At 69.1% G+C, this 19,997-nt stretch carries 8 protein-coding genes; 7 read left to right on the top strand and 1 reads right to left on the bottom strand.

Annotation, left to right across the window (positions count from 1 at the left end; all coding sequences use genetic code 11):
• Window positions 1-323: 323 nt before the first annotated feature.
• The 3 genes from PSEJ31_RS0111800 (at window position 324) to PSEJ31_RS0111810 (ending at window position 11,229) form a co-directional block, all read left to right on the top strand.
• On the top strand, window positions 324-3,407 hold the full coding sequence (locus PSEJ31_RS0111800) for a TonB-dependent receptor (RefSeq protein ID WP_028915562.1): 3,084 nt from the start codon (window positions 324-326) through the stop codon (window positions 3,405-3,407).
• A gap of 1,209 nt (window positions 3,408-4,616) precedes the next feature.
• A complete protein-coding gene (locus PSEJ31_RS0111805; protein ID WP_050992248.1) occupies window positions 4,617-7,613 on the top strand; it encodes a TonB-dependent receptor in 2,997 nt (998 codons plus the stop codon).
• 619 nt (window positions 7,614-8,232) lie between these two features.
• Window positions 8,233-11,229, top strand: coding sequence for a TonB-dependent receptor (locus PSEJ31_RS0111810; RefSeq protein WP_026010756.1), 2,997 nt, complete (start codon window positions 8,233-8,235; stop codon window positions 11,227-11,229).
• A 70-nt stretch (window positions 11,230-11,299) separates the two neighbouring features.
• Here PSEJ31_RS0111810 and PSEJ31_RS0111815 read toward each other — a convergent pair whose 3' ends face one another.
• Entirely contained in the window at window positions 11,300-12,025 is a 726-nt protein-coding gene (locus tag PSEJ31_RS0111815) for an SIMPL domain-containing protein (protein ID WP_019399788.1), read from the bottom strand.
• Between the two features lie 157 nt (window positions 12,026-12,182).
• On the opposite strand from PSEJ31_RS0111815, the gene PSEJ31_RS0111820 reads away from it, so the two are divergent.
• The 4 genes from PSEJ31_RS0111820 (at window position 12,183) to tldD (ending at window position 19,954) form a co-directional block, all read left to right on the top strand.
• Entirely contained in the window at window positions 12,183-12,779 is a 597-nt protein-coding gene (locus PSEJ31_RS0111820) for a Maf family nucleotide pyrophosphatase (protein WP_019399789.1), read from the top strand.
• A 6-nt stretch (window positions 12,780-12,785) separates the two neighbouring features.
• Complete coding sequence (gene rng / locus PSEJ31_RS0111825; RefSeq protein WP_028915563.1) at window positions 12,786-14,273, top strand: ribonuclease G; 1,488 nt, start codon at window positions 12,786-12,788, stop codon at window positions 14,271-14,273.
• Between the two features lie 105 nt (window positions 14,274-14,378).
• Window positions 14,379-18,362: a YhdP family protein gene (locus PSEJ31_RS0111830; protein WP_028915564.1), complete on the top strand. Its 3,984-nt coding sequence runs from the start codon at window positions 14,379-14,381 to the stop codon at window positions 18,360-18,362.
• Between the two features lie 146 nt (window positions 18,363-18,508).
• Window positions 18,509-19,954, top strand: coding sequence for a metalloprotease TldD (tldD, locus tag PSEJ31_RS0111835; protein WP_019397501.1), 1,446 nt, complete (start codon window positions 18,509-18,511; stop codon window positions 19,952-19,954).
• Window positions 19,955-19,997: the final 43 nt, after the last annotated feature.

Genomic DNA, 19,997 nt, shown 5'->3' on the forward strand with positions numbered 1-19,997 from the left:
TTGGGACGATCTGTTTCTGGGATGCGCTTGCTAATTCCCCTTTGGCTATGAATGCACCTGAATGGGGATTGGACCGGAATTGCTCGCCAAAGGCGCTACAGCGGGCTTTTTGTAGATCCAAACGGGGGCGCATAGCGCACCTTTGTGGTGCTTACAAGACTTCCTTTGCGAGTCAGTAACGTAACTTTAATTTTTATTTGAAATGGTATAGGTTGGGACCGCTGGCGAGGCTTAGCTTCGCGGCCACTGTCCCATAAGCATTTGAATCGAGAGGACTAATGTCTTTTGCAACTAAGGGCGGTGACAGCCGCCGCCGTAACTATATGAAGGTGAGCCTGCTGGCACTGGCGCTGTCCGGTGCTGTGGCCACCATGATCCCGGCCGAACAGGCCTACGCCCAGAGCACCTCGGGCGACATCATCGGTACGCTCGACGCGTCCGCCGGCAAGGTCCAGGTGCGCAACCTGGGTTCGGGCCAGGTCCGCGAGTTCGCCGTTGGTGCCGACGGTCGCTTCCGTGCCCCGGCCCTGCCGGCCGGCCAGTACGAAGTGACCACTTCCGATGGCCGCACCACCGTCGTCACCGTGGTTGCCGGCAAGGCCGTGACCGCTTCGTTCGGCGCCGCCGACGCGACCTCGCTGGACGTCGTCCAGGTCCGCGGCATGGGCTCGGTCAACGGCATCGACCTCACCAGCATCGAGACCCGCACCACCTTCACCGCCGACCAGCTGAACTCGCTGCCGGTGGCCCGCAACGTCACCGCCGTTTCGCTGCTGACCCCGGGCACTGCCGCCAGCAGTGACTACTTCGGCAACGCCTCGTTCGGCGGCGCCTCGGCGGCCGAGAACAGCTACTACGTCAACGGCTTCAACGTCACCAACCTGTACGACAACCTGTCGTTCTCCGAGGTTCCGTACCAGGCGATCGACCAGCTGGACGTGCAGACCGGCGGCTACGGCGCCCGCTACGGCTTCTCCACCGGCGGCGTGACCAGCGTCAACATCAAGCGCGGCACCAACGAGCTGAAGGGCGGCTTCAGCTACACCGTCGTGCCGGATTCGCTGCGCGAGCAGCCCGATCCGGTGATGCTGAGCGACGGCACCATCTTCCGCAGCTACGGCAACAACAAGTCGTCCTCGGACAACCTGAGCTTCTGGGCGAGCGGTCCGCTGATCAAGGATCGCCTGTTCTTCTTCGCCCTGGGTTCGTTCAGCAACCAGGACGTGACCAGCTACGCTGCCCGTGGTAACGGCTACTCGACCTCGCCGACTGCGCCGTACACCACGAACCGCAACACCACCATGTACGACTACAAGTCGCGTCAGCCGTACTGGGTGGCCAAGCTGGACTGGTACGTCAACGACAACAACCACGTCGAGTACACCGGCTTCGACAATACCCGCAAGGGCACCTACAACCGCTACACCGCGACCTACTCCAGCCTGGACGCCGACGCCAGCGTCAGCAAGGGCACCTACCAGGGCAAGGAGATCCTCGAGAACGGTGGCACCACCCACATCCTGAAGTGGACCTCCTACCTCAGCGATGCCCTGACCATGTCGCTGCAGTATGGTCAGATGGACAACACCAACTCTGACTACACGGTCAACGCCGACGGCATCGAGAACAAGTACAACGGCGACATCAACTCCTCGCCGACCTGCCCGTACGTCCTCGACTACCGTCCGGACAGCTCGAACTTCGGCCAGAACATCGGCTGCGCCACCGTGAGCTCGGTGGACATCTACGGTGGTTCGAACAAGCGCGACGCCGGCCGCATCGACTTCGAGTACCTGGTGGGCGACCACAAGATCTCGTTCGGTTACAGCGACGAGCGCTGGAAGTCGTTCCAGGGCGCCGCCCAGGACGTGTACTACATCACCACGTCCGATTACTTCCTGGGCACCGACGAGTCGGTCGACATCTACAACCAGATCCGCTACTTCAACGGCGGCAGCGTGCAGGTCAACCAGAAGTCCTGGTACATCGAGGACAACTGGAACATCACCGACAACTTCATGCTGTACGCGGGTCTGCGTAACGACTCGTTCGAGAACAAGAACACGAACGGCATCACCTTCGTGAAGCAGGACAACATCTGGCAGCCGCGCGTCGGCTTCACCTGGGATGTCCTGGGCAACGGTGATTCCAAGGTGTTCGGCTCGGTCGGCCGTTACTCCCTGCCGATCGCCGCCAACGTCGCCCTGCGCGCCGCTTCGGCCTCGTACTACACCGACTTCTACTACACCTACACCGGTGGCCTGGATCCGGTGACCAAGGTGCCGGTGAACACCACCGGCAGCTACGCCGACGGTGCGTACAACCTGGTGCACAACGGCGAGGACGGCAGCGTGCCGAATCCGGAAGCCGTGGCCGCCCGCGGCCTGAAGCCCTACACCCAGGACGAGCTGATCCTGGGCTACCAGCAGCGCCTGGATTCGGCCAACGACTTCCTGGACGGCTGGACCCTGGGCATCAAGGGCACCTACCGCCGCGTCGACAACGCCATCGACGACACCTGCGATGCGCGTGCGCTGTACAACGCGGGCGTGGACGCCGGCTACGACCTGTCCAACTGGGACGACGAGTGGACCGTTCCGGGTGGCATCCCGGGCTGCTACATCTACAACCCGGGTCGCGACATGACCCTGACCACCGACCTGAACGTCGACGGCAACGTCGTCACCGTCACCGTTCCGGGCGCTGCCCTGGGTCCGAAGGCCAAGCGTGACTACAAGGCCATCACCCTGAGCGCGGACAAGGCGACCGAGCGCTGGAACGTCAGCGCCTCGTACACCTGGTCCAAGCTGACCGGTAACCTGGAAGGCCTGGTCAAGAGCACCAACGGTCAGGACGACACCGGCACGACCTCGGACTTCGACTTCGCCGAGATCATGATCGGTGCCGACGGCTACCTGTTCAACGACCACCGCCACAGCCTGAAGGTGTTCGGTTCGTACTCCTTCACTCCGGAGTGGCAGCTGGGCTTCAACCTGATGGCGCAGTCGGGTTCGCCGATCTCCTGCCTGGGCGGCGGCTACGGCAGCTTCGGCACCGAGTACGGCTACACCGGCGTGTTCCACGTGTGCGATACCGGTGCCAACAACACCGGCGCCAACATGGATCGCGCCGCGGACGACGTGGTCAGCCCGGTGGGTTCCGCCGGCCGCACCCCGTGGGTCGTTACCTTCAGCCCGAGCATCGTGTACAAGCCGCGTTGGGCCGAGGGTCTGCGCCTGAATGTTGACGTGCTGAACCTGTTCAACAACATCAAGCCGGTCCAGGTCTACGAGACCAAGTTCGCTTACAGCGGCGTGGCCTCGTACCGCAACTACTACAACTACGGTGCTGCCAAGTTCTTCAACGATCCGCGCTACGTGCGGTTCCAGGTGCAGTACGACTTCTAATCCGTTCCGGATCTAGAAGGTGCTTCAAGGCCGCCCCCGGAAACGGGGGCGGTTTTTTTTGCCCTGGTTGCGGCGGCAAGCACAGGGGCCCTGCTGTACCGACACCGGATTTGCTTGTGTGTGGGGCGTGCCAGTGGGCTACCGGCCCCCCCCCGTGGCGACCCCTGGTGGATCACGTGGCGGGCCAAAACGCGCACGCACGTGCGCGACCGGGTCGCACTACGCCGCCCACGGCAAATCCTTGCGGCTCGCGACCCGGGACGGCTCCGGGTCGGATACCGGCGACGACAAGGCAGTCCCCCAGGACCGCCACGGGCCCGGTGGCGTGATGTCGCCGCCGACCGCCGGGAACGCGCCGGAATGCGTAGTGCACCTGCATGCGGACAGCGCGGCATTCCACGTGCATTCGTGGCCGGCACGCTGCGCTCCACAGGCGTGGCGCGGATGGCGGCTCCGGGGGCGGAGCTGATCGGTGATCGCTTTGCTGGTTTGCGAGGGCGCCACTCTGGCGCGGCGCCTGGCCAGCAGCGGTGGCGGGCGGCCCTTGCCGCACCTGGATGGTGCGGCGAGCGATTGCATCACGTTGCAGCCGGATGCGCGTGGCGCGCTAGCCAATATTCCTTGCGCCCCCCCCGATATCGCCACTGGCGATGACGGGCGCCCCGGTTTTTTGCGCAAGCAAGGAGGCCCGCCAAGGCGCGGGCCGGGCGAGCTGAACATCCGCGTACGGTGATGGGCTGCTCGTTGCCCAAGATTCCCGATCGTTGCGCCGGCGCCAACGAAAGACATGTGCCCGAAGTCAGGGAATCTATTCAATTTTCTCCATTTCTGAGGCTTTTCGATTCCTTGAAAATATATTATGACGCCTTTCCCGAGACATTCATGTTTTCAGGTTTTGCCGTAGTGCGCAAAGAAAAACAAGTACTTAACAGTGCGCAATTATCGAATGCCCAATTCAGTTTCGTCAGCAAATAAATTTATTTTATTTTGAGATGAACAGCTGAATCCAATTGCTTTCATTTCACATGATTCTTCTGCGGGAGAAACGTCGTTATATTCCGGTTAACCCTGCATTTCATTCAGGTTCCAGCCATGGATGTATGCCGGGCGTGTAGTCCACGTGGTCCACCCCCTTCAAACATTTTTTGAGAGGTCGGCGCTGTGACGAATACGAAAAGCTCCCGTTGTGTGAAGAACATCAAGCGAAGCATGCTCAGCCTCGCGCTGGGCATGTGCATTGCCGGCGCCGCCTGGGCCGCCGATCCCGGCAGCTTGCGTATCAGCATCACCGGTGCTGACGGGCAACCGGTTGCCGGTGCAACCGTGCGGGTCAGTTCTCCTGACAGTCTCGTCAGCAAGAGCGGCGTCACCGGCGATGACGGCACCGTGCGCCTGCAGGGCCTCGACCCGGCGACCAACTACACCGTGGTGATTTCCGCGGCCGGCTACGAGGACTACACCGCGTCCAACGTGGCGGTGGTTTCCGGCCGCAACCTCAGCCTGGGTTACAGTCTGGGCGGCGGCGGCCGCACCGCCGGCGATGCCACCACCCTCGACGCGATCGTCGTTACCGGCGCCTCGCTGGCGGCCATCGACACCACCTCGGCCACCGTGGGCACCACGCTGACCCTGCAGATGGTGGAATCGCTGCCCACCGGCCGCAGCTACCAGAGCTACCTGCAGCTGGTCCCGGGCGTGAAGCCCAGCCCCGGCGGCAACCCTTCGTCCAAGTCCGGCGTCAACTACAGCGACATCGGCGGCGCCAGCGGCAGCTCCTCCGACAACGTCTACCTGATCGACGGCGTCGACGTCACCGACAACAACACCGGCACCTTCGGTTCGAACTTCAACTCCGAGATCATCCAGGAGCAGCAGGTCATCACCGGCGGCGTGCCCGCCGAGTACGCCGGCGGCTCGGGCCTGATCTCCAAGGTGATCACCAAGTCCGGTAGCGACGAGTGGCACGGCTCGGTCAACTACTACCTGCAGAACGACAACCTGGTCGCCAAGGACAAACACGGCGAGTCCAGCGGCTTCTCCACCTACGACACCGCCTTCACCCTGGGCGGCCCGATCGTCAAGGAGAAGCTGTGGTTCTTCGCCTCGTACCAGAAGAAGTACCGCGAAGACGACGTGCTTGACCCGACCACGCGCACCGCGATGCGCACGGTGGAGAGCGACGCGCGCTACGCGTTCTTCAAGACCACCTGGCAGATCACCGAGAACGACCGCCTGGTCGCCACCTTCTTCAACGACCCGACCGATATCAGCGGTTCGCGCAACGCGACCACCCTCAACAACCGCGACGTGGCCCGCGAGCAGGGCGGCGACAACTACAAGCTGGAGTACAGCCGCGACTGGGGCAACCTGCTGCTGAACGTCTACGGCTTCACCCACGAGGGCGAGCTGTCCGACATCCCGGCGGTGCAGGACCAGTCGCGCAACGACGTCGCCTACTTCAACTCGCCGGCCAGCCTGGCCGAGCGCCAGCAGGGCGGCGGCGGCACCGCGCTGATCACCGAGCGCAACCGCGACGAGTTCGGCCTGAGCCTGGAGTACTTCCTGGACACCGCCTTCGGTACCCACACCATCAAGGGCGGCGTGTCCTACTCGGAGAACGAGTACTTCGAGGACTCGATCATCACCGGCCCGGACCGCGCGCGCTACGCCTCCATCGCCGCGGCCAACGCCGGCGTGAGCTTCGCCGACTTCATCGGCCCGGGCTGGTCGGGCACCCGCTCGATCTCCAGCAGCGATGTTTCCCGCCTGCTGTCCGACACCGGCCGCGTCGGCAACTCCACCGCCGCCGACCGCGCGTACTTCATCAGCGCCCTGGACACCAACGGCGACGGCGAGGTGTCGCAGGCCGAGCTGTACGCGTACCAGTTCACCAGCACCGCGGGCAACCCGACCGGCCAGGTGAACAACTACCGCATCATCGAGGCCGCCGCCGCGCCGTACACGGTGAAGAGCAAGGGCAAGACCTTCTACCTGCAGGACACCTGGACCAAGGACCAGTGGACGGTCAACGCCGGCGTGCGCGCCGAGGAGTGGACCCACTACGACTCCAAGGGCGGCGAGTCCGCGAAGTTCGACTGGGAGTTCGCCCCGCGCCTGAGCGTGGTGTACGACATCTTCGGCGACGCCCGTTCCAAGCTGTTCGGCTTCTACGGCCGGTACTACGACCCGATCCGCACCAACATGGCCGACTTCGCCGGCAACCTGACCGGCCCGGAGCTGCACGAGCAGATCTACATCGGCGACCGCTGGCTGACCTATCGCGTGCGTGGTGGCGAGAAGACCCCGGACGCGCTGTTCGCGCCGTCGACCAAGACGCCGTATACCGATGAGTTCATGGTGGGCGTGTCGCACACGATCGGCACCGACATGAGCCTGTCGGTGACCTTCACCCGGCGCACCACCAAGGACATCCTCGAGGACTACGACCTGGCGCTGTACTCCGACCCGACGGTCGAGCGCGGCGACCACGGCGTGGCCGGCCCGGGTTCGCCGACGTTCTACCTGCCGTACTCGTACTTCGGCTACGACGGCGCCCCGAACTCGAACTACGTGATCGCCACGCTGGCCGGCGGCAAGCGCGAGTACCAGGGCCTGGAGATCACCCTGCAGAAGTTCAAGAGCAACAACTGGCAGGGCATGCTGTCGTACACCTACAACGACGCCCACGGCAACACCAACTCCGACTCCAACGCGGACTTCCAGGGCGACTGGCTGGCCATCGACCCGCGCGCCCCCAACATGTGGGGCCGGCAGCCGGGCAACATCGAGCACCAGTTCAAGGCCTTCGGCTCGTACGAGTTCGATTTCGGCCTGGAGCTGAGCGCGGTGTTCAACTGGAACAGCGGCCTGATCTACAGCCGCTCGCAGCTGATCTCCGGCCGCTACCTGCCGGTGATGGGCGACGAGTACGAGTACGACGGCGTGTTCGACACCTGGGTGCTGCCCGGCAGCATCGGCGCCGAGACCGGCCCGTCGTACTACACGCTCGACGTGCGCGCCAAGTACGTCAAGCCGCTGCAGGTCGGACAGCTGGAGTTCTTCGTCGACGTCTTCAACATCCTCAACAAGCAGTCGGCCACCAGCCACATGGCCCTGGTCGACGGCAACGGCGTGTACAACTTCGGCCAGGCCAACGACTGGGTCGAGCCGCGCCGTGCCTATCTGGGCGTGCGCTACTCGTTCTGATCCACACCGATCGTGCGTGACCGGAACCGGCGCCTTCGGGCGCCGGTTCTTTTTTGTGTGCGGGGCGGATGCGCTGGACGCGACGGAAAGCCGATGCCGGATCGCGCCACGCTGCCCTGCGACATGCGGCGGCACGGCTTGCGGAGGGCATGCCAGGGTGCACCCGGGGCAGGGCACGCGGGAACGGGGAGGTGGCCGGTGTCGCGCGTCGAGGGAAGCCTCCGGATCTGCCCGGGGGATGCGCGAGTGCGTCGCCGGCGCTGCGAGCGGACGATGGCCACGCATATATATGCGTATGCGCGGGTTACGTCGGGACGCCAAGGCAGCTGCAGGCGCCCACGGGCCAGTGCTTCAGGTTTGTATGCGGCGAATCAAATGGTGACGCCAGACGTGCGCGCGCGTGACGGGCTTCGCGACTTCACGATCCGATGACTTTGTTGAATGCGCGAGTGCGAATCGATTTATCCGAACGGTTCCGCAAAGTGAGAACCAGGTCGTTTCATCTGACTTGATTCCTTGCGCAAAAACACCGTTACATCGCGGTTAACCGGGCGTTTTCCGTCCGGTAAGAAAGCCTTCGGGCGCAAGTCCAGTTTCCATCCATCAAGAGGCTGCAGCTGTGACTGAATCCAATCGCTTCCATTGCTCCAGGGGAATAAGGCGGACCGCGCTCAGTATCGCGCTTGGCCTGTGTTTCGCAGGCACCGTCCACGCGCAGTCCAATACCGCCGGCTCGGTCTTCGGCCAGGCGGAAAGCGGCGACACGGTCCAGATCGTCAACACCCAGACCGGCTTTACCCGGCAGATCACCGTGGGTGGCGACGGCAGCTTCCGCCTGTCGGCCATCCCCGCGGGCGAGTACCGGGTGATCCGCACCTCGCCGTCCGGGGAAGTGAACGAGCGCGTGGTGCGGGTCAGCAGCGGTAGCGGCTCCAACGTCTCCTTCGTCGCCGCGGCCAGTTCCTCGGCGACGGCGCTGGACGCGGTGGAGGTGCGCGGCTTCGCCGGCGCGGTCAACCCGATCGACGTGTCCTCGGTGGAGTCGGTGACGATCCTGACCGAGGCCCAGCTGGACCGCCTGCCGGTGCGCCGCAACGCCACCGACGTGGCCCTGCTGGCGCCGGGCACGGTGCGCGGCGACAACCGCTTCGGCAACCTGGCCTCGTTCGGCGGTTCCTCCGTGGCCGAGAACGTGTACTACGTCAACGGCTTCAACGTGACCAACATCGTCACCGGCACCGCCTTCAACCAGGTGCCGTTCGAGGCGGTGCAGGAACAGCAGATGAAGACCGGCGGCTACGGCGCCGAGTTCGGCCGTTCCCTCGGTGGCGTCATCAACGTCACCACCAAGCAGGGCACCAACGAGTGGAAGGGCGGCGTGAGTCTGTTCTGGAGCCCGGACTCGCTGGCCAAGGGCACGCCCTTCGCCTACGACCCGACCCGCTCGGGCACCTACCGCATCGTCGACACCGGCTCCAAGACCGATTCCTTCGTCTACAACCTCTACGGCGGCGGTCCGCTGATCAAGGACCGGCTGTTCTTCTTCGGCCTGTTCCAGGGCAAGGACGACACCGAGGTCCTGAACTACGAGAACGGCAGCGACCGCTCCAAGGAAGACTCGCCGCAGGGCCTGGTCAAGCTGGACTGGTACATCAACGACAGCCACCGCCTCGAGCTGACCGCCTTCAGCGACAAGAACAAGATCAAGGGCACCACCTACCAGCGCGAGCCGGGCGACCTGACCATCGGCGGCGGCACCCCGATCGGTACCTTCCGCGCCGAGGAGGGCGGCGAGAACTACATCGGCAAGTGGACCGGCTACCTCACCGACACCTTCACCCTGTCGGCGCTGTACGGCCGCGGCGAGTACTCGCGCTTCAATACCAACACCAACGCCGAGGGCTGCCCGGTGGTGGTCGACGTGCGTTCCTCCGGCACCGCGCCGGTGGGCGTGGCCGGCTGCTGGATCGACACCTTCCGCGGCGTGCCGGACGCCGGCGACGTGCGCAAGGCCTGGCGCGTGGACGGCGAGTGGGTGCTGGGCGACCACACCCTGCGCTTCGGCCTGGACCGCGAGGAATTCGAGACGGTCGACGGCAGCGAGTACTCCGGCGGCGCGTCCTGGCGCTACGTCAACGGAACGCCCGGCTCCACCGCCGCGCCCGGGGTGATCGTGCCGCCCGGCGTCACCGAACTGGTCCGCTTCCGCTACATCGGCAACGGCGGCACCTACCTGACCAAGAACAATGCCTGGTACGTCGAGGACACCTGGCAGGTCACCGACAACTTCATGGCCTACCTGGGCATCCGCAACGAGGGCTTCGAGAACCTCAACTCCGAGGGCGGCACCTTCATCGACATCGAGGACACCTGGGCGCCGCGCCTGGGCTTCTCCTGGGACGTGAACGGCGACTCCGGCCTGAAGGTGTTCGGTAACGCCGGCCGCTACTACATCCCGGTGTACGCCAACACCAACGTGCGCCTGGCCGGCCCGGAGCTGGACTACACCGAGTGGTACACCTTCACCGGCATCGACCCGGCGACCGGCATCCCGGTGCTGGGCGAGCAGGTGGGCCCGCGCAACTACACGTCCACCGGCGAGATCCCGGACCCGCGGACCGTGGTCGACAACAACCTCGACCCGATGTACCAGGACGAGTACATCATCGGCACCCAGTTCACCTTCGCCCCGAACTGGACCGCCGGCTTCCGCGCCATCCGCCGCGAACTGCAGTCGGGCATGGACGACATCTGCACCGGCGATGGCGCCGCCAACTGGGCGCTGGCCAACGGCTATTCGGAAGAACAGGCCGAGGCCATCTACGGGGCCCTGGAGCACTGCTTCCTGACCAACCCCGGCAAGGCCCTGTCGGCCAACGTCGACCTGGACGGCACCGGCACCCTGACCCGGGTGGACATCCCGGCCGAGGCCATCGGCCTGCCGGAGGCCCGCCGCACCTACACCGCCCTGGAGCTGATGCTGGACCGCGCCTGGGACGGCAAGTGGTTCCTGTCGGCCTCGTACACCTATGCCAAGAGCAAGGGCAACACCGAGGGCTACGTGAAGTCGGACAACGGCCAGGACGATGCCGGCATCACCCAGGACTTCGACTACCCCGGCCTGATGGACGGCTCGTTCGGCTACCTGCCCAACGACCGCCGGCACAGCTTCAAGCTGTTCGGCGCCTACCAGCTGACCGACGAGCTGCGCCTGGGCGCCAGCCTGCTGGCGCAGAGCGGCCGCCCGATCAACTGCTTCGGCGTGTACCCGGGCGATGGCCCGGACCCGGTTGCCCCGCTGTACGGCGTGGCCTCGTTCTACTGCGGCGAGGGCACCAGCGTCCCGGTCTCGTACGAGGACGGCCTGCATCCGCGCGGTACGTCCGGCCGCGTGCCGTGGGTGAAGATCGTGGACCTGCGCCTGGACTACGAGCCGCGCTGGGCGGAGGGCCTGTCGTTCGGCCTGGTCGCCAACAACGTGTTCAACCGCGAGGACTACTACCGGGTCCGCGATGACTGGGACACCGGCGCCGGCGACCGGGTCTACAGCTACAAGTTCCCGACCGGGTTCGTGGCCCCGCGCACGGTGACCTTCTCGGTCCAGTACGAGTTCTGACCGCCCCGGGACAGTGGCGGGAGGGCGCCCCCAGGGGCGCCCTTTTTTTATGGCGCGGTGGCCGCCGGACTCAGCGGCCCAGCTCGAACACCACGTCCAGCGACACCGAGACGCTGCTCTCGCCCGGGGCCACCGGGGTGCTGTCGAACGCCTCGGCCTTCATCGCCCCCATCCGCGGCATCGGCACCGGCATGCCGGCGCCGCCCTCGCCGATGCTGACGATCCGGCGCACGCGCAGGCCCAGCGCCTTGGCATAGGTTTCCGCGCGCGCCTGGGCCAGCTTCAGTGCCTCGATCCGCGCCCGGTCGTACAGCGGCTCGGGCTTGTCGATGCCGAAGCTGGGGCCGTTGATCTGGTTGGCGCCGTTGGCCACCAGTGCGTCCAGCACCTTGCCGATCCTGGCCACGTCGCGCAGCTTCACGCCCACCGTGTTGCTGGCCTGGTAGCCGGTGATCACCGGTGCCTGGTTCTCCACGTAGCGGTACTGCGGGTGCAGGTTCACGCCGCTGGTCTGGATGTCGCGTTCGGCCACGCCGGCGGCCTTGAGCGCGGCCAGCACCCGGTTCATCTGCTCGGCGTTCTGGCGCATGGCGGCGTTGCCGTCGGCGGCCTGGGTGACCACGCCGGCGGACACGCTGGCGATGTCCGGGGCCTGGCTGGCCTGGGCCTGGGCCTGGACCGAGAGCAGGGTGGCGTCGGCCGGCAACGGCGGGACCGTCCCCTGCTGGGCCGCCGCCGGGGCGGCGATGGCCAGGGCCAGCGGGAGGGCGAGCAGGGAGGCGAAAAGGTTGCGCATGCGATGGGTCTCCTTGGATGGGGCCGCGCCGGCCGCGTGAAGAACGGCGGCAGGGTCGGGTTGTACGCATGAACGCGCGGTGAGCCGCTCCGGGGTCGCGGGGCGCCGGTGCCGATCGGACACCGTTCAGCGGGCAGGCGCGGGTTATCCTTTCCGAATGCTCTATCTGGCTTCCAAGTCCCCGCGCCGGGCCGAACTGCTCGAGCGCCTCGGCCTCTCCTACCGCCTGCTCGACGTCGACGTGCCCGAAGTGCGCACCCCCGGCGAGCCGGCGGCCGATTACGTGCGCCGCGTGGCCCGCGACAAGGCCGCCGCCGGCTGGGCCCTGGTATGCGCCGAGCCGGGCGCGCGGGTGCTGGGCGCCGATACCGAGGTGGTGCTGGACGGGGAGGTGTTCGGCAAGCCGGCCGACGCCGACGACGCGGCGGCCATGCTGCGGCGCCTGTCCGGCCGCACCCACCAGGTGCTGTCGGCGGTGGTGGTGCACGACGCCGCCGGTGCGCGCGAGGTGCTGTCGACCACCCAGGTGCGCTTCGCGGCGCTGGACGAGGCGGCCATCGCCGCCTACGTCGCCACCGGCGAGCCGCTGGGCAAGGCCGGGGCCTATGCCATCCAGGGCCGCGCCGAGGCCTTCGTCGAGCACCTGGCCGGCAGCCATTCCGGGGTGATGGGCCTGCCCCTGCACGAAACCGCGCGGCTGCTGGCCGCCGGCCCCGCAACCACGGCCGGCGCCCGCGCCGCGATGGCAGGATAGGAGCGCATGTCCGAGGAGATCCTGGTCAACGTCACGCCGCGCGAGACCCGGGTGGCCGTGGTCGAGAACGGCATGCTGCAGGAACTGCACATCGAGCGCGGCTGGCGCCGCGGCGTGGTCGGCAACATCTACAAGGGGCGGGTGCAGCGGGTGATGCCCGGCATGCAGGCGGCCTTCGTCGAGGTCGGCCTGGAGCGGGCCGCGTTCCTGCACGCCAACGACGTGGTGCGGCCGGCCCCGGTCGACGCCGGGGTGTCCGACGACGCCCCGCCGCAGCCGCTGGCGCCGCCGTCGATCGTGGAGCTGCTGCGCGATGGCCAGGAGATCGTGGTCCAGGTGGTCAAGGACCCGATCGGCACCAAGGGCGCGCGCCTGACCACCCAGATCAGCATCCCCAGCCGCTACCTGGTGCTGCTGCCGCAGTCGCGCACGGTGGGCGTGTCGGCGCGGATCGAGGACGAGGCCGAGCGCCAGCGCCTGAAGACCATTGTTTCCGACCTGGCCACCAGCCACGGCGGCCATGGCTACATCATCCGCACCAACGCCGAGGGCCAGCCGGCCGAGGCCCTGGCCGAGGACATCGCCTACCTGTCGCGGGTATGGAACGTGGTCGAGCGCCGCGGCCGCGAGGCCCCGGCCGGCTCGATCATCTACGAGGACCTGAGCCTGCCGCTGCGCTCGGTGCGCGACCTGATCCGCAAGGACGTGGAAAAGGTGCGGGTCGACTCGCGCGACACCTACGACCGGTTGCAGGCCTTCGTCGCCAAGTACATGCCGGTGCTGGCCGAGAAGCTGGAGCTGTATTCCGGCGACCGCCCGATCTTCGACCTGTACGGGGTCGAGGACGAGATCGGACGCGCCCTGGACAAGCAGGTGCCGCTGAAGTCCGGCGGCTACCTGGTCATCGACCAGACCGAGGCGATGACCACCATCGACGTCAACACCGGCTCGTTCCTCGGCCAGCGCAACCTCGAGGAGACGGTGTACCGCACCAACCTGGAGGCCGCGCAGGCGGTGGCCCGCCAGCTGCGCCTGCGCAACCTGGGCGGGATCATCATCATCGACTTCATCGACATGACCGACCCGGAGCACCGCCGCCAGGTGCTGCGCACGCTGGAGAAGTCGCTGGCGCGCGACCACGCCAAGACCACGGTGTACGACTTCTCGCCGCTGGGCCTGGTCGAGATGACCCGCAAGCGCACGGTCGAGAGCCTGGAGCGGCAGCTGTCGGAGACCTGTCCGCAGTGCGGCGGGCGCGGCACGGTGAAGACCGCCGAGACGGTGACCTACGAGATCTTCCGCGAGATCACCCGCGCCGTGCGCCAGTTCGAGGCCGCGCGCCTGCTGGTGATCGCCTCGCCCAAGGTGGTGGCGCGGATCACCGAGGAGGAATCGGCGGCGGTGGCCGAGCTGGAGGAATTCCTCGGCAAGAGCATCCGCTTCCAGGCGGACGAGCAGTACCTGCAGGAGCAGTTCGATGTGGTCCTGCTCTGAGGCGCGGACCCCAGGGACGATAACGGCCAGGACGGGCAGCGACGGGACGGGGGCGGCGCTGGCCGTTGCCGCGGCGCGCTTGCGCGCCCGCCGGACCCGCGGACGGTGACCACCGTGCTGTCGCGCCACCGCCTGCGCCGGGTGCGCCGCTGGGCCGGATACCTGGCGGCCGTGCTGCTGATCGCGGTGGCGCTGGCGGTCGGCACCACCAGCCAGCTGCTGCCGCTGGCCGAGCGCCATCCGGACAAGGTGGCGGCCTGGCTCAGCGAGAAGGCCGGCCGCCCGGTGCAGTTCGACCAGGTGCGCACGCGCTGGACCCGGCGCGGCCCGCTGCTGCACCTGGATGGCCTGCGCATCGGCGGCGGCGCCGACGGCGGCGGCGTGCAGGTCGGCCAGGCCGAGGTGCTGGTCTCGCTGTACGCCGGCCTGCTCCCGGGCCGTTCCTTCACCGAGCTGCGCCTGCGCGGCCCGGCCCTGGCCCTGCGCCGCGAAGACGATGGCCGCTGGGCGATCCGCGGCCTGCCGCTGGCCGACGGCGCGCCCCAGGCCGATCCGCTGCAGTACCTGGAAGGGCTGGGCGAGCTGCAGGTGATTGGCGGCCGCCTCGACGTCGAGGCGCCGCAGCTGGGCCTGCAGCTGCGCATCCCGCGCATCGACCTGCGCCTGCGCGTCGACGGCGCGCGGGTCCGCGCCGGTGCCCGCAGCTGGATCGATCCGCAGGCCGAGCCGCTGGCCCTGGCCCTGGAGTTCGAGCGCAGCCGCGGCGATGGCCGCGCCTGGGCGCAGCTGGACGCGGCCGACCTGGCCGCCTGGGCGCCGTTGCTGGGCCAGGCCGGGATCACCCCGCAGGCCGGCAGCGGCAAGGTCCAGGCCTGGGCCGAACTGCGCGGCCGCCGCGTGGTGCTGGCGACCAGCCAGTTCGAGCTGCGCGGCGTGGAGCTGGCCGGAGCCCCGCTGGAAGGCCTCGGCCGTCCGCTGCAGCAGCTGGCCGGGCTGTCCGGACAGCTGACCTGGCGGCTGGTGGCCGGCGGCTGGCGCCTGGACGCGCCGCACCTGCACCTGGAGATGCCCGGCGGCGCGCAGCGGCTGGACGGGCTGGTGCTGGCCGGCGGCCAGCAGTACGCGCTGCGGGTGGACGAGGTCGAGCTGGGGCCGCTGCTGGCGCTGGCCGCGTTGTCCGACCGCCTGCCACCGGAACGCCGCGCCTGGCTGCTGGAAGCGGCGCCGCATGCGCGCCTGGCCGCGCTGGAGCTGGCCGGCGAGCGCGGCGGCGCGCTGCGCCTGCAGGGCCGGCTGGAAGGCCTGGGCTTCGCCCCGGTCGGCCGCGCCCCCGGCCTGGAAGGCCTGTCCGGCAGCTTCGAGGGCGATGCCCAGGCCATCCACCTGGCGCTGGACCCCGCCACCCCGCTGCGCCTGGACTGGCCGGGCGGCTTCGGCGTGGCCCACGAGGTGCGCCTGGACGGCCACCTGCTGGCCTGGCGCGAAGGCCCGGGCTGGCAGGTCGCCACCCCGGACCTGGCGATCCGCGCCAGCGACTACGGCGCGCGCCTGCGCGGCGGCCTGCACTTCCAGGGCGATGGCACCCGGCCGTGGATGGACGTGGCCGCCGAACTGGACGATGCCGCGGTGCCGGCGGCCAAGAAGTTCTGGCTGCGCCAGTCGATGCCGCCGGCGGCGGTGCAGTGGCTGGACATGGCCCTGGAGGACGGCGTGGTGCGCGATGGCCGCGCGCTGGTGGCCGGCGACCTGGATGACTGGCCGTTCGTGCACGACAACGGCCTGTTCGACGCGCGCGGGCGGATCGAGGGCGGCCGTTTCCGCTTCCAGGCCGAATGGCCGGCGCTGGAATCGACCCAGGCCGAGGTTGCCTTTGTCGGCAACGGCTTCCAGGTGCGCGGCAGCGGCGAACTAGGCGGGGTGCCGGTGGAGCGCTTCGAGGCGGGGATCGCCGACTACGGCGACGCGCCGTTGCTGGTGCGCGCCAGCGCCCGCGCCGACGCCGGCCGCTTCGTCGAGCTGCTGCGCGCCAGCCCGCTGTACGAGGCCCAGGCCGAGACCCTGGACAACCTGCAGGCCTCCGGCCCGGCGCGGGCCAGCTTCGCGCTCAACCTGCCGCTGAAGCACGACCAGCCCGGGCGCCTGTCCGGCAGCGTCGAACTGGCCGGCACCCGGCTGGTGGAGAAGCGCTGGAACCTGGCCTTCGACGGCGTGCGCGGCGAGGTCCGCTACGACGGCAACGGCTTTACCGCCGGGGACCTTGCGGTCGCCTACGAAGGCCAGCCCGGGCGCCTGTCGCTGCGCGCCGGCCGCGGCCACGTGCAGGACCCGGCGCAGGCCTTCGAGGCCGAGCTGGCCGCGCCGATGGATGCCAGCCGCCTGCTGGCGCGCGCCCCGGAGCTGGACTGGATGCGCCCCTACGTGCACGGCCGCTCCGCCTGGATCCTGGGCCTGGCGGTGCCGGCCAATGCCCCGGCCGGCACCCCGGCGGCACGGTTGCGGCTGGATTCGGACCTGGCCGGAACCACCCTGGACTTCCCCGCGCCACTGGCCAAGCCGGCGCCGGCCACCCTGCCGACCCGGGTGCAGCTGGGCCTGCCGTTCGGCAGCGGCCCGATCGATCTGGCCTTCGGCCAGCGCCTGGCCCTGCGCGCGCGCCAGCACAATGGCGCCACCGGGGTGATGGTGACCCTGGGCAGCGCCGTGGTCGCCGGCGAGCCGCCGGCCAGCGGCATGGCCATCGGCGGCCACACCGCCGAGCTGGATGCGCTGGAATGGATTGGCCTGGCGCGCGGCGGTGGCGGCGACGGGCTGCCGCTGCGCCGGGTCGACGTGCTGGCCCAGCAGCTGTACCTGCTGGGCGGGCAGTTCGCGCAGACCCGGCTGCAGCTGGAACCGCGGGCCGGGATGCTGGCGGTGGAGGTGGACGGCCCGGCCCTGGCCGGCCACCTGCAGGTGCCGGATGCGGCGGGCGAGCCGGTGCAGGGCCGCTTCGCGCGGCTGCACTGGCAGCCGGTGGCGCGCGCGCAGGCGGAAGCGCCGGCCGCCGCGGCAGCGCAGACCACGCCCGCGGCCGACCCTGGTCCGACCGCCGCCGGGGCCGCCACGCCGGCTGCGGCGTCCGTGGCCGCTGCCGGCAACCCTGCCGCGGACCTGCCCGCGGCGCCGGAGCCAACGGCGCCGGAAAGCTTCGACCCGGCCGCGGTACCGCCGCTGGCGATCGAGGTCGAGGACCTGCGCTACCGCGGCGCGCGCCTGGGCCGCGCCAGCCTGCGCACCACACCGGTGGCCGACGGCATGCGCCTGGAGCGGCTGCAGCTGCGCGCCGACTGGCAGCAGGCCGACATCAGCGGCGAATGGACCGGCCGCGGCGCCGACGCACGCACCCGGCTGCAGGTGGACGTGCGCAGCGAGGACATGGGCCGGCTGGTCTCGGCCCTGGGTTATGCCGACTTCCTCGCCCGCGGCGAGGGCACCCTGCGCCTGCAGGCCGGCTGGCCCGGGCCGCCGGACGGTTTCAGCCTGGGCGCGCTGGAGGGCAACCTGCGCATCGACGTGCGCAATGGCCAGCTGCTGGAGGTCGAGCCCGGCGCCGGCCGCGTGCTGGGCCTGCTGAGCGTGGCCCAGCTGCCGCGGCGGCTGATGCTGGACTTCCGCGACTTCTTCTTCCGCGGCCTGGCGTTCAACCGCCTGGAAGGCCAGGTGCAGGTGGGCGGCGGCCATGCCGCCACCCCGGACATGCTGATCGACGGCCCGGCCGCCGAGATCCGCATCCGCGGCCGCACCGACCTGGTGGCGCAGCAGTTCGACCAGACCATCGACGTCCAGCCCAAGTCCGGCAACCTGCTGACCGTGGTCGGCGCGGTCGCCGGCGGACCGATGGGCGCGGCGGTCGGCGCCGCGGCCAATGCCGTGCTGGGCCGGCCGCTGGGCGGCATCGCCGCGCGCACCTACCACGTCAGCGGGCCCTGGAAGGAGCCCCGGGTCGAGGTGGTGGAGCGCGAGCCGGCGGCGGGCGCGCCGGCCGGTGGCGCGCCGACGCCCCCCGAACCCGCCGCGCCAGGCACGGCGGGTCCCGACCTGGCCCGCTGAGCGCCGGCGCCAGGCCGGATCCGGCCGCCCCCGTCCGCGGCGGCCACCTGCCTGGGTGGCCGCCGGACATCGGCGGTGCAGGGCCCAGGTGTCATCATGCACACCCCTGGCTTGCCCTGGCCGGCGACCGTCCCCATCCAGCCACCATGACCGAATCCTCCCTGACCCTCGCCCAGTCCCGCCTGCTGCAGCCCGGCGGGCTGGATCCCGCCGCCCTCGACCGCGCCTTCGGCACCCTGCTGGGGCCGGGCATCGACTTCGGCGACCTGTACTTCCAGCACAGCCGCCGCGAGAGCTGGACGGTGGAGGACGGCATCGTCAAGGACGGTGCCCACTCGATCGAGCAGGGCGTTGGCGTGCGCGCGATCTCCGGCGAGAAGACCGGCTTCGCCTATTCGGACGACATCAACGCCGAGGCCCTGCGCCTGGCCGCCGGTTCGGCCCGGGCGATCGCCCGCGACGGCCGCGCCCACGCCCCGCGCCAGCTGGTGCGCAGCGGCGGCCACGCCCTGTACCCGGCGCTGGACCCGGTGGACGGCATGCGCAACGAGGACAAGGTCGAGCTGCTGCGCGCGCTGGACCGCCTGCTGCGCGCCGCCGACCCGCGCGTGCAGCAGGTCACCGCCAGCCTGTCCGGCGGCGTGGACACCGTGCTGGTGGCGCGCAGCGACGGCGTGCTGGCCGCGGACGTGCGCCCGCTGGTGCGGCTCAACGTGCAGGTGATCGTCGAGCACAATGGCCGCCGCGAGTCCGGCTACGCCGGCGGCGGCGGGCGCTATTCCTACGAGGAGCTGTTCGCCGGCGGGCGCCCCGAGCGGCTGGCGCGCGAGGCCCTGCGCCAGGCCCTGGTGAACCTGGAGGCGGTGGACGCCCCGGCCGGCACCATGCCGGTGGTGCTGGGCGCCGGCTGGCCGGGCGTGCTGCTGCACGAGGCGGTCGGCCACGGCCTGGAGGGCGACTTCAACCGCAAGGGCACCTCGACCTACGCCGGCCGCATCGGCCAGCGCGTGGCCGCCCCGGGCGTGACCATTGTCGACGACGGCACCCTGGAAGGCCGCCGCGGCTCGCTCAACATCGACGACGAGGGCGAGCCCACCCGCTGCACCACCCTGATCGAGGACGGCGTGCTGGTCGGCTACATGCAGGACAGCCTCAATGCCCGGCTGATGGGCATGGCCCCGACCGGCAACGGCCGCCGCGAGTCGTTCGCGCACCTGGTGATGCCGCGCATGACCAATACCTACATGCTCGCCGGCCGGCACGATCCGCAGGAAATGATCGCCTCGGTGAAGCGCGGCCTGTACGCGGTCAATTTCGGCGGCGGCCAGGTCGACATCACCAGCGGCAAGTACGTGTTCTCGGCGACCGAGGCCTACCTGATCGAGGACGGCAAGGTCACCGCGCCGGTCAAGGGCGCGACCCTGATCGGCAACGGCCCGGAGACCATGCAGAAGGTGCGCATGGTCGGCCACGACCTGGCCCTGGACGAGGGCGTGGGCATCTGTGGCAAGGACGGGCAGAGCGTGCCGGTCGGCGTCGGCCAGCCCTCGCTGCTGATCGACGGCCTGACCGTCGGCGGGACGCGGGCGTGATGGCCCGCGCGTGAGGCCGGCGATGCAGGACGCAGGCGCGTGG

Origin of the sequence: Pseudoxanthomonas sp. J31, from assembly GCF_000510725.1 — a bacterium.
Lineage (GTDB): Bacteria > Pseudomonadota > Gammaproteobacteria > Xanthomonadales > Xanthomonadaceae > Pseudoxanthomonas.

Excerpts from the sequence above, each read along its gene's own strand:
- PSEJ31_RS0111815 (WP_019399788.1), bottom strand. The coding sequence starts at position 12,025 with ATGCGCAACCTTTTCGCCTCCCTGCTCGCCCTCCCGCTGGCCCTGGCC.
- PSEJ31_RS0111800 (WP_028915562.1), top strand. The coding sequence starts at position 324 with ATGAAGGTGAGCCTGCTGGCACTGGCGCTGTCCGGTGCTGTGGCCACC.
- PSEJ31_RS0111820 (WP_019399789.1), top strand. The coding sequence starts at position 12,183 with ATGCTCTATCTGGCTTCCAAGTCCCCGCGCCGGGCCGAACTGCTCGAG.
- tldD (WP_019397501.1), top strand. The coding sequence starts at position 18,509 with ATGACCGAATCCTCCCTGACCCTCGCCCAGTCCCGCCTGCTGCAGCCC.
- PSEJ31_RS0111805 (WP_050992248.1), top strand. The coding sequence starts at position 4,617 with ATGCTCAGCCTCGCGCTGGGCATGTGCATTGCCGGCGCCGCCTGGGCC.
- rng (WP_028915563.1), top strand. The coding sequence starts at position 12,786 with ATGTCCGAGGAGATCCTGGTCAACGTCACGCCGCGCGAGACCCGGGTG.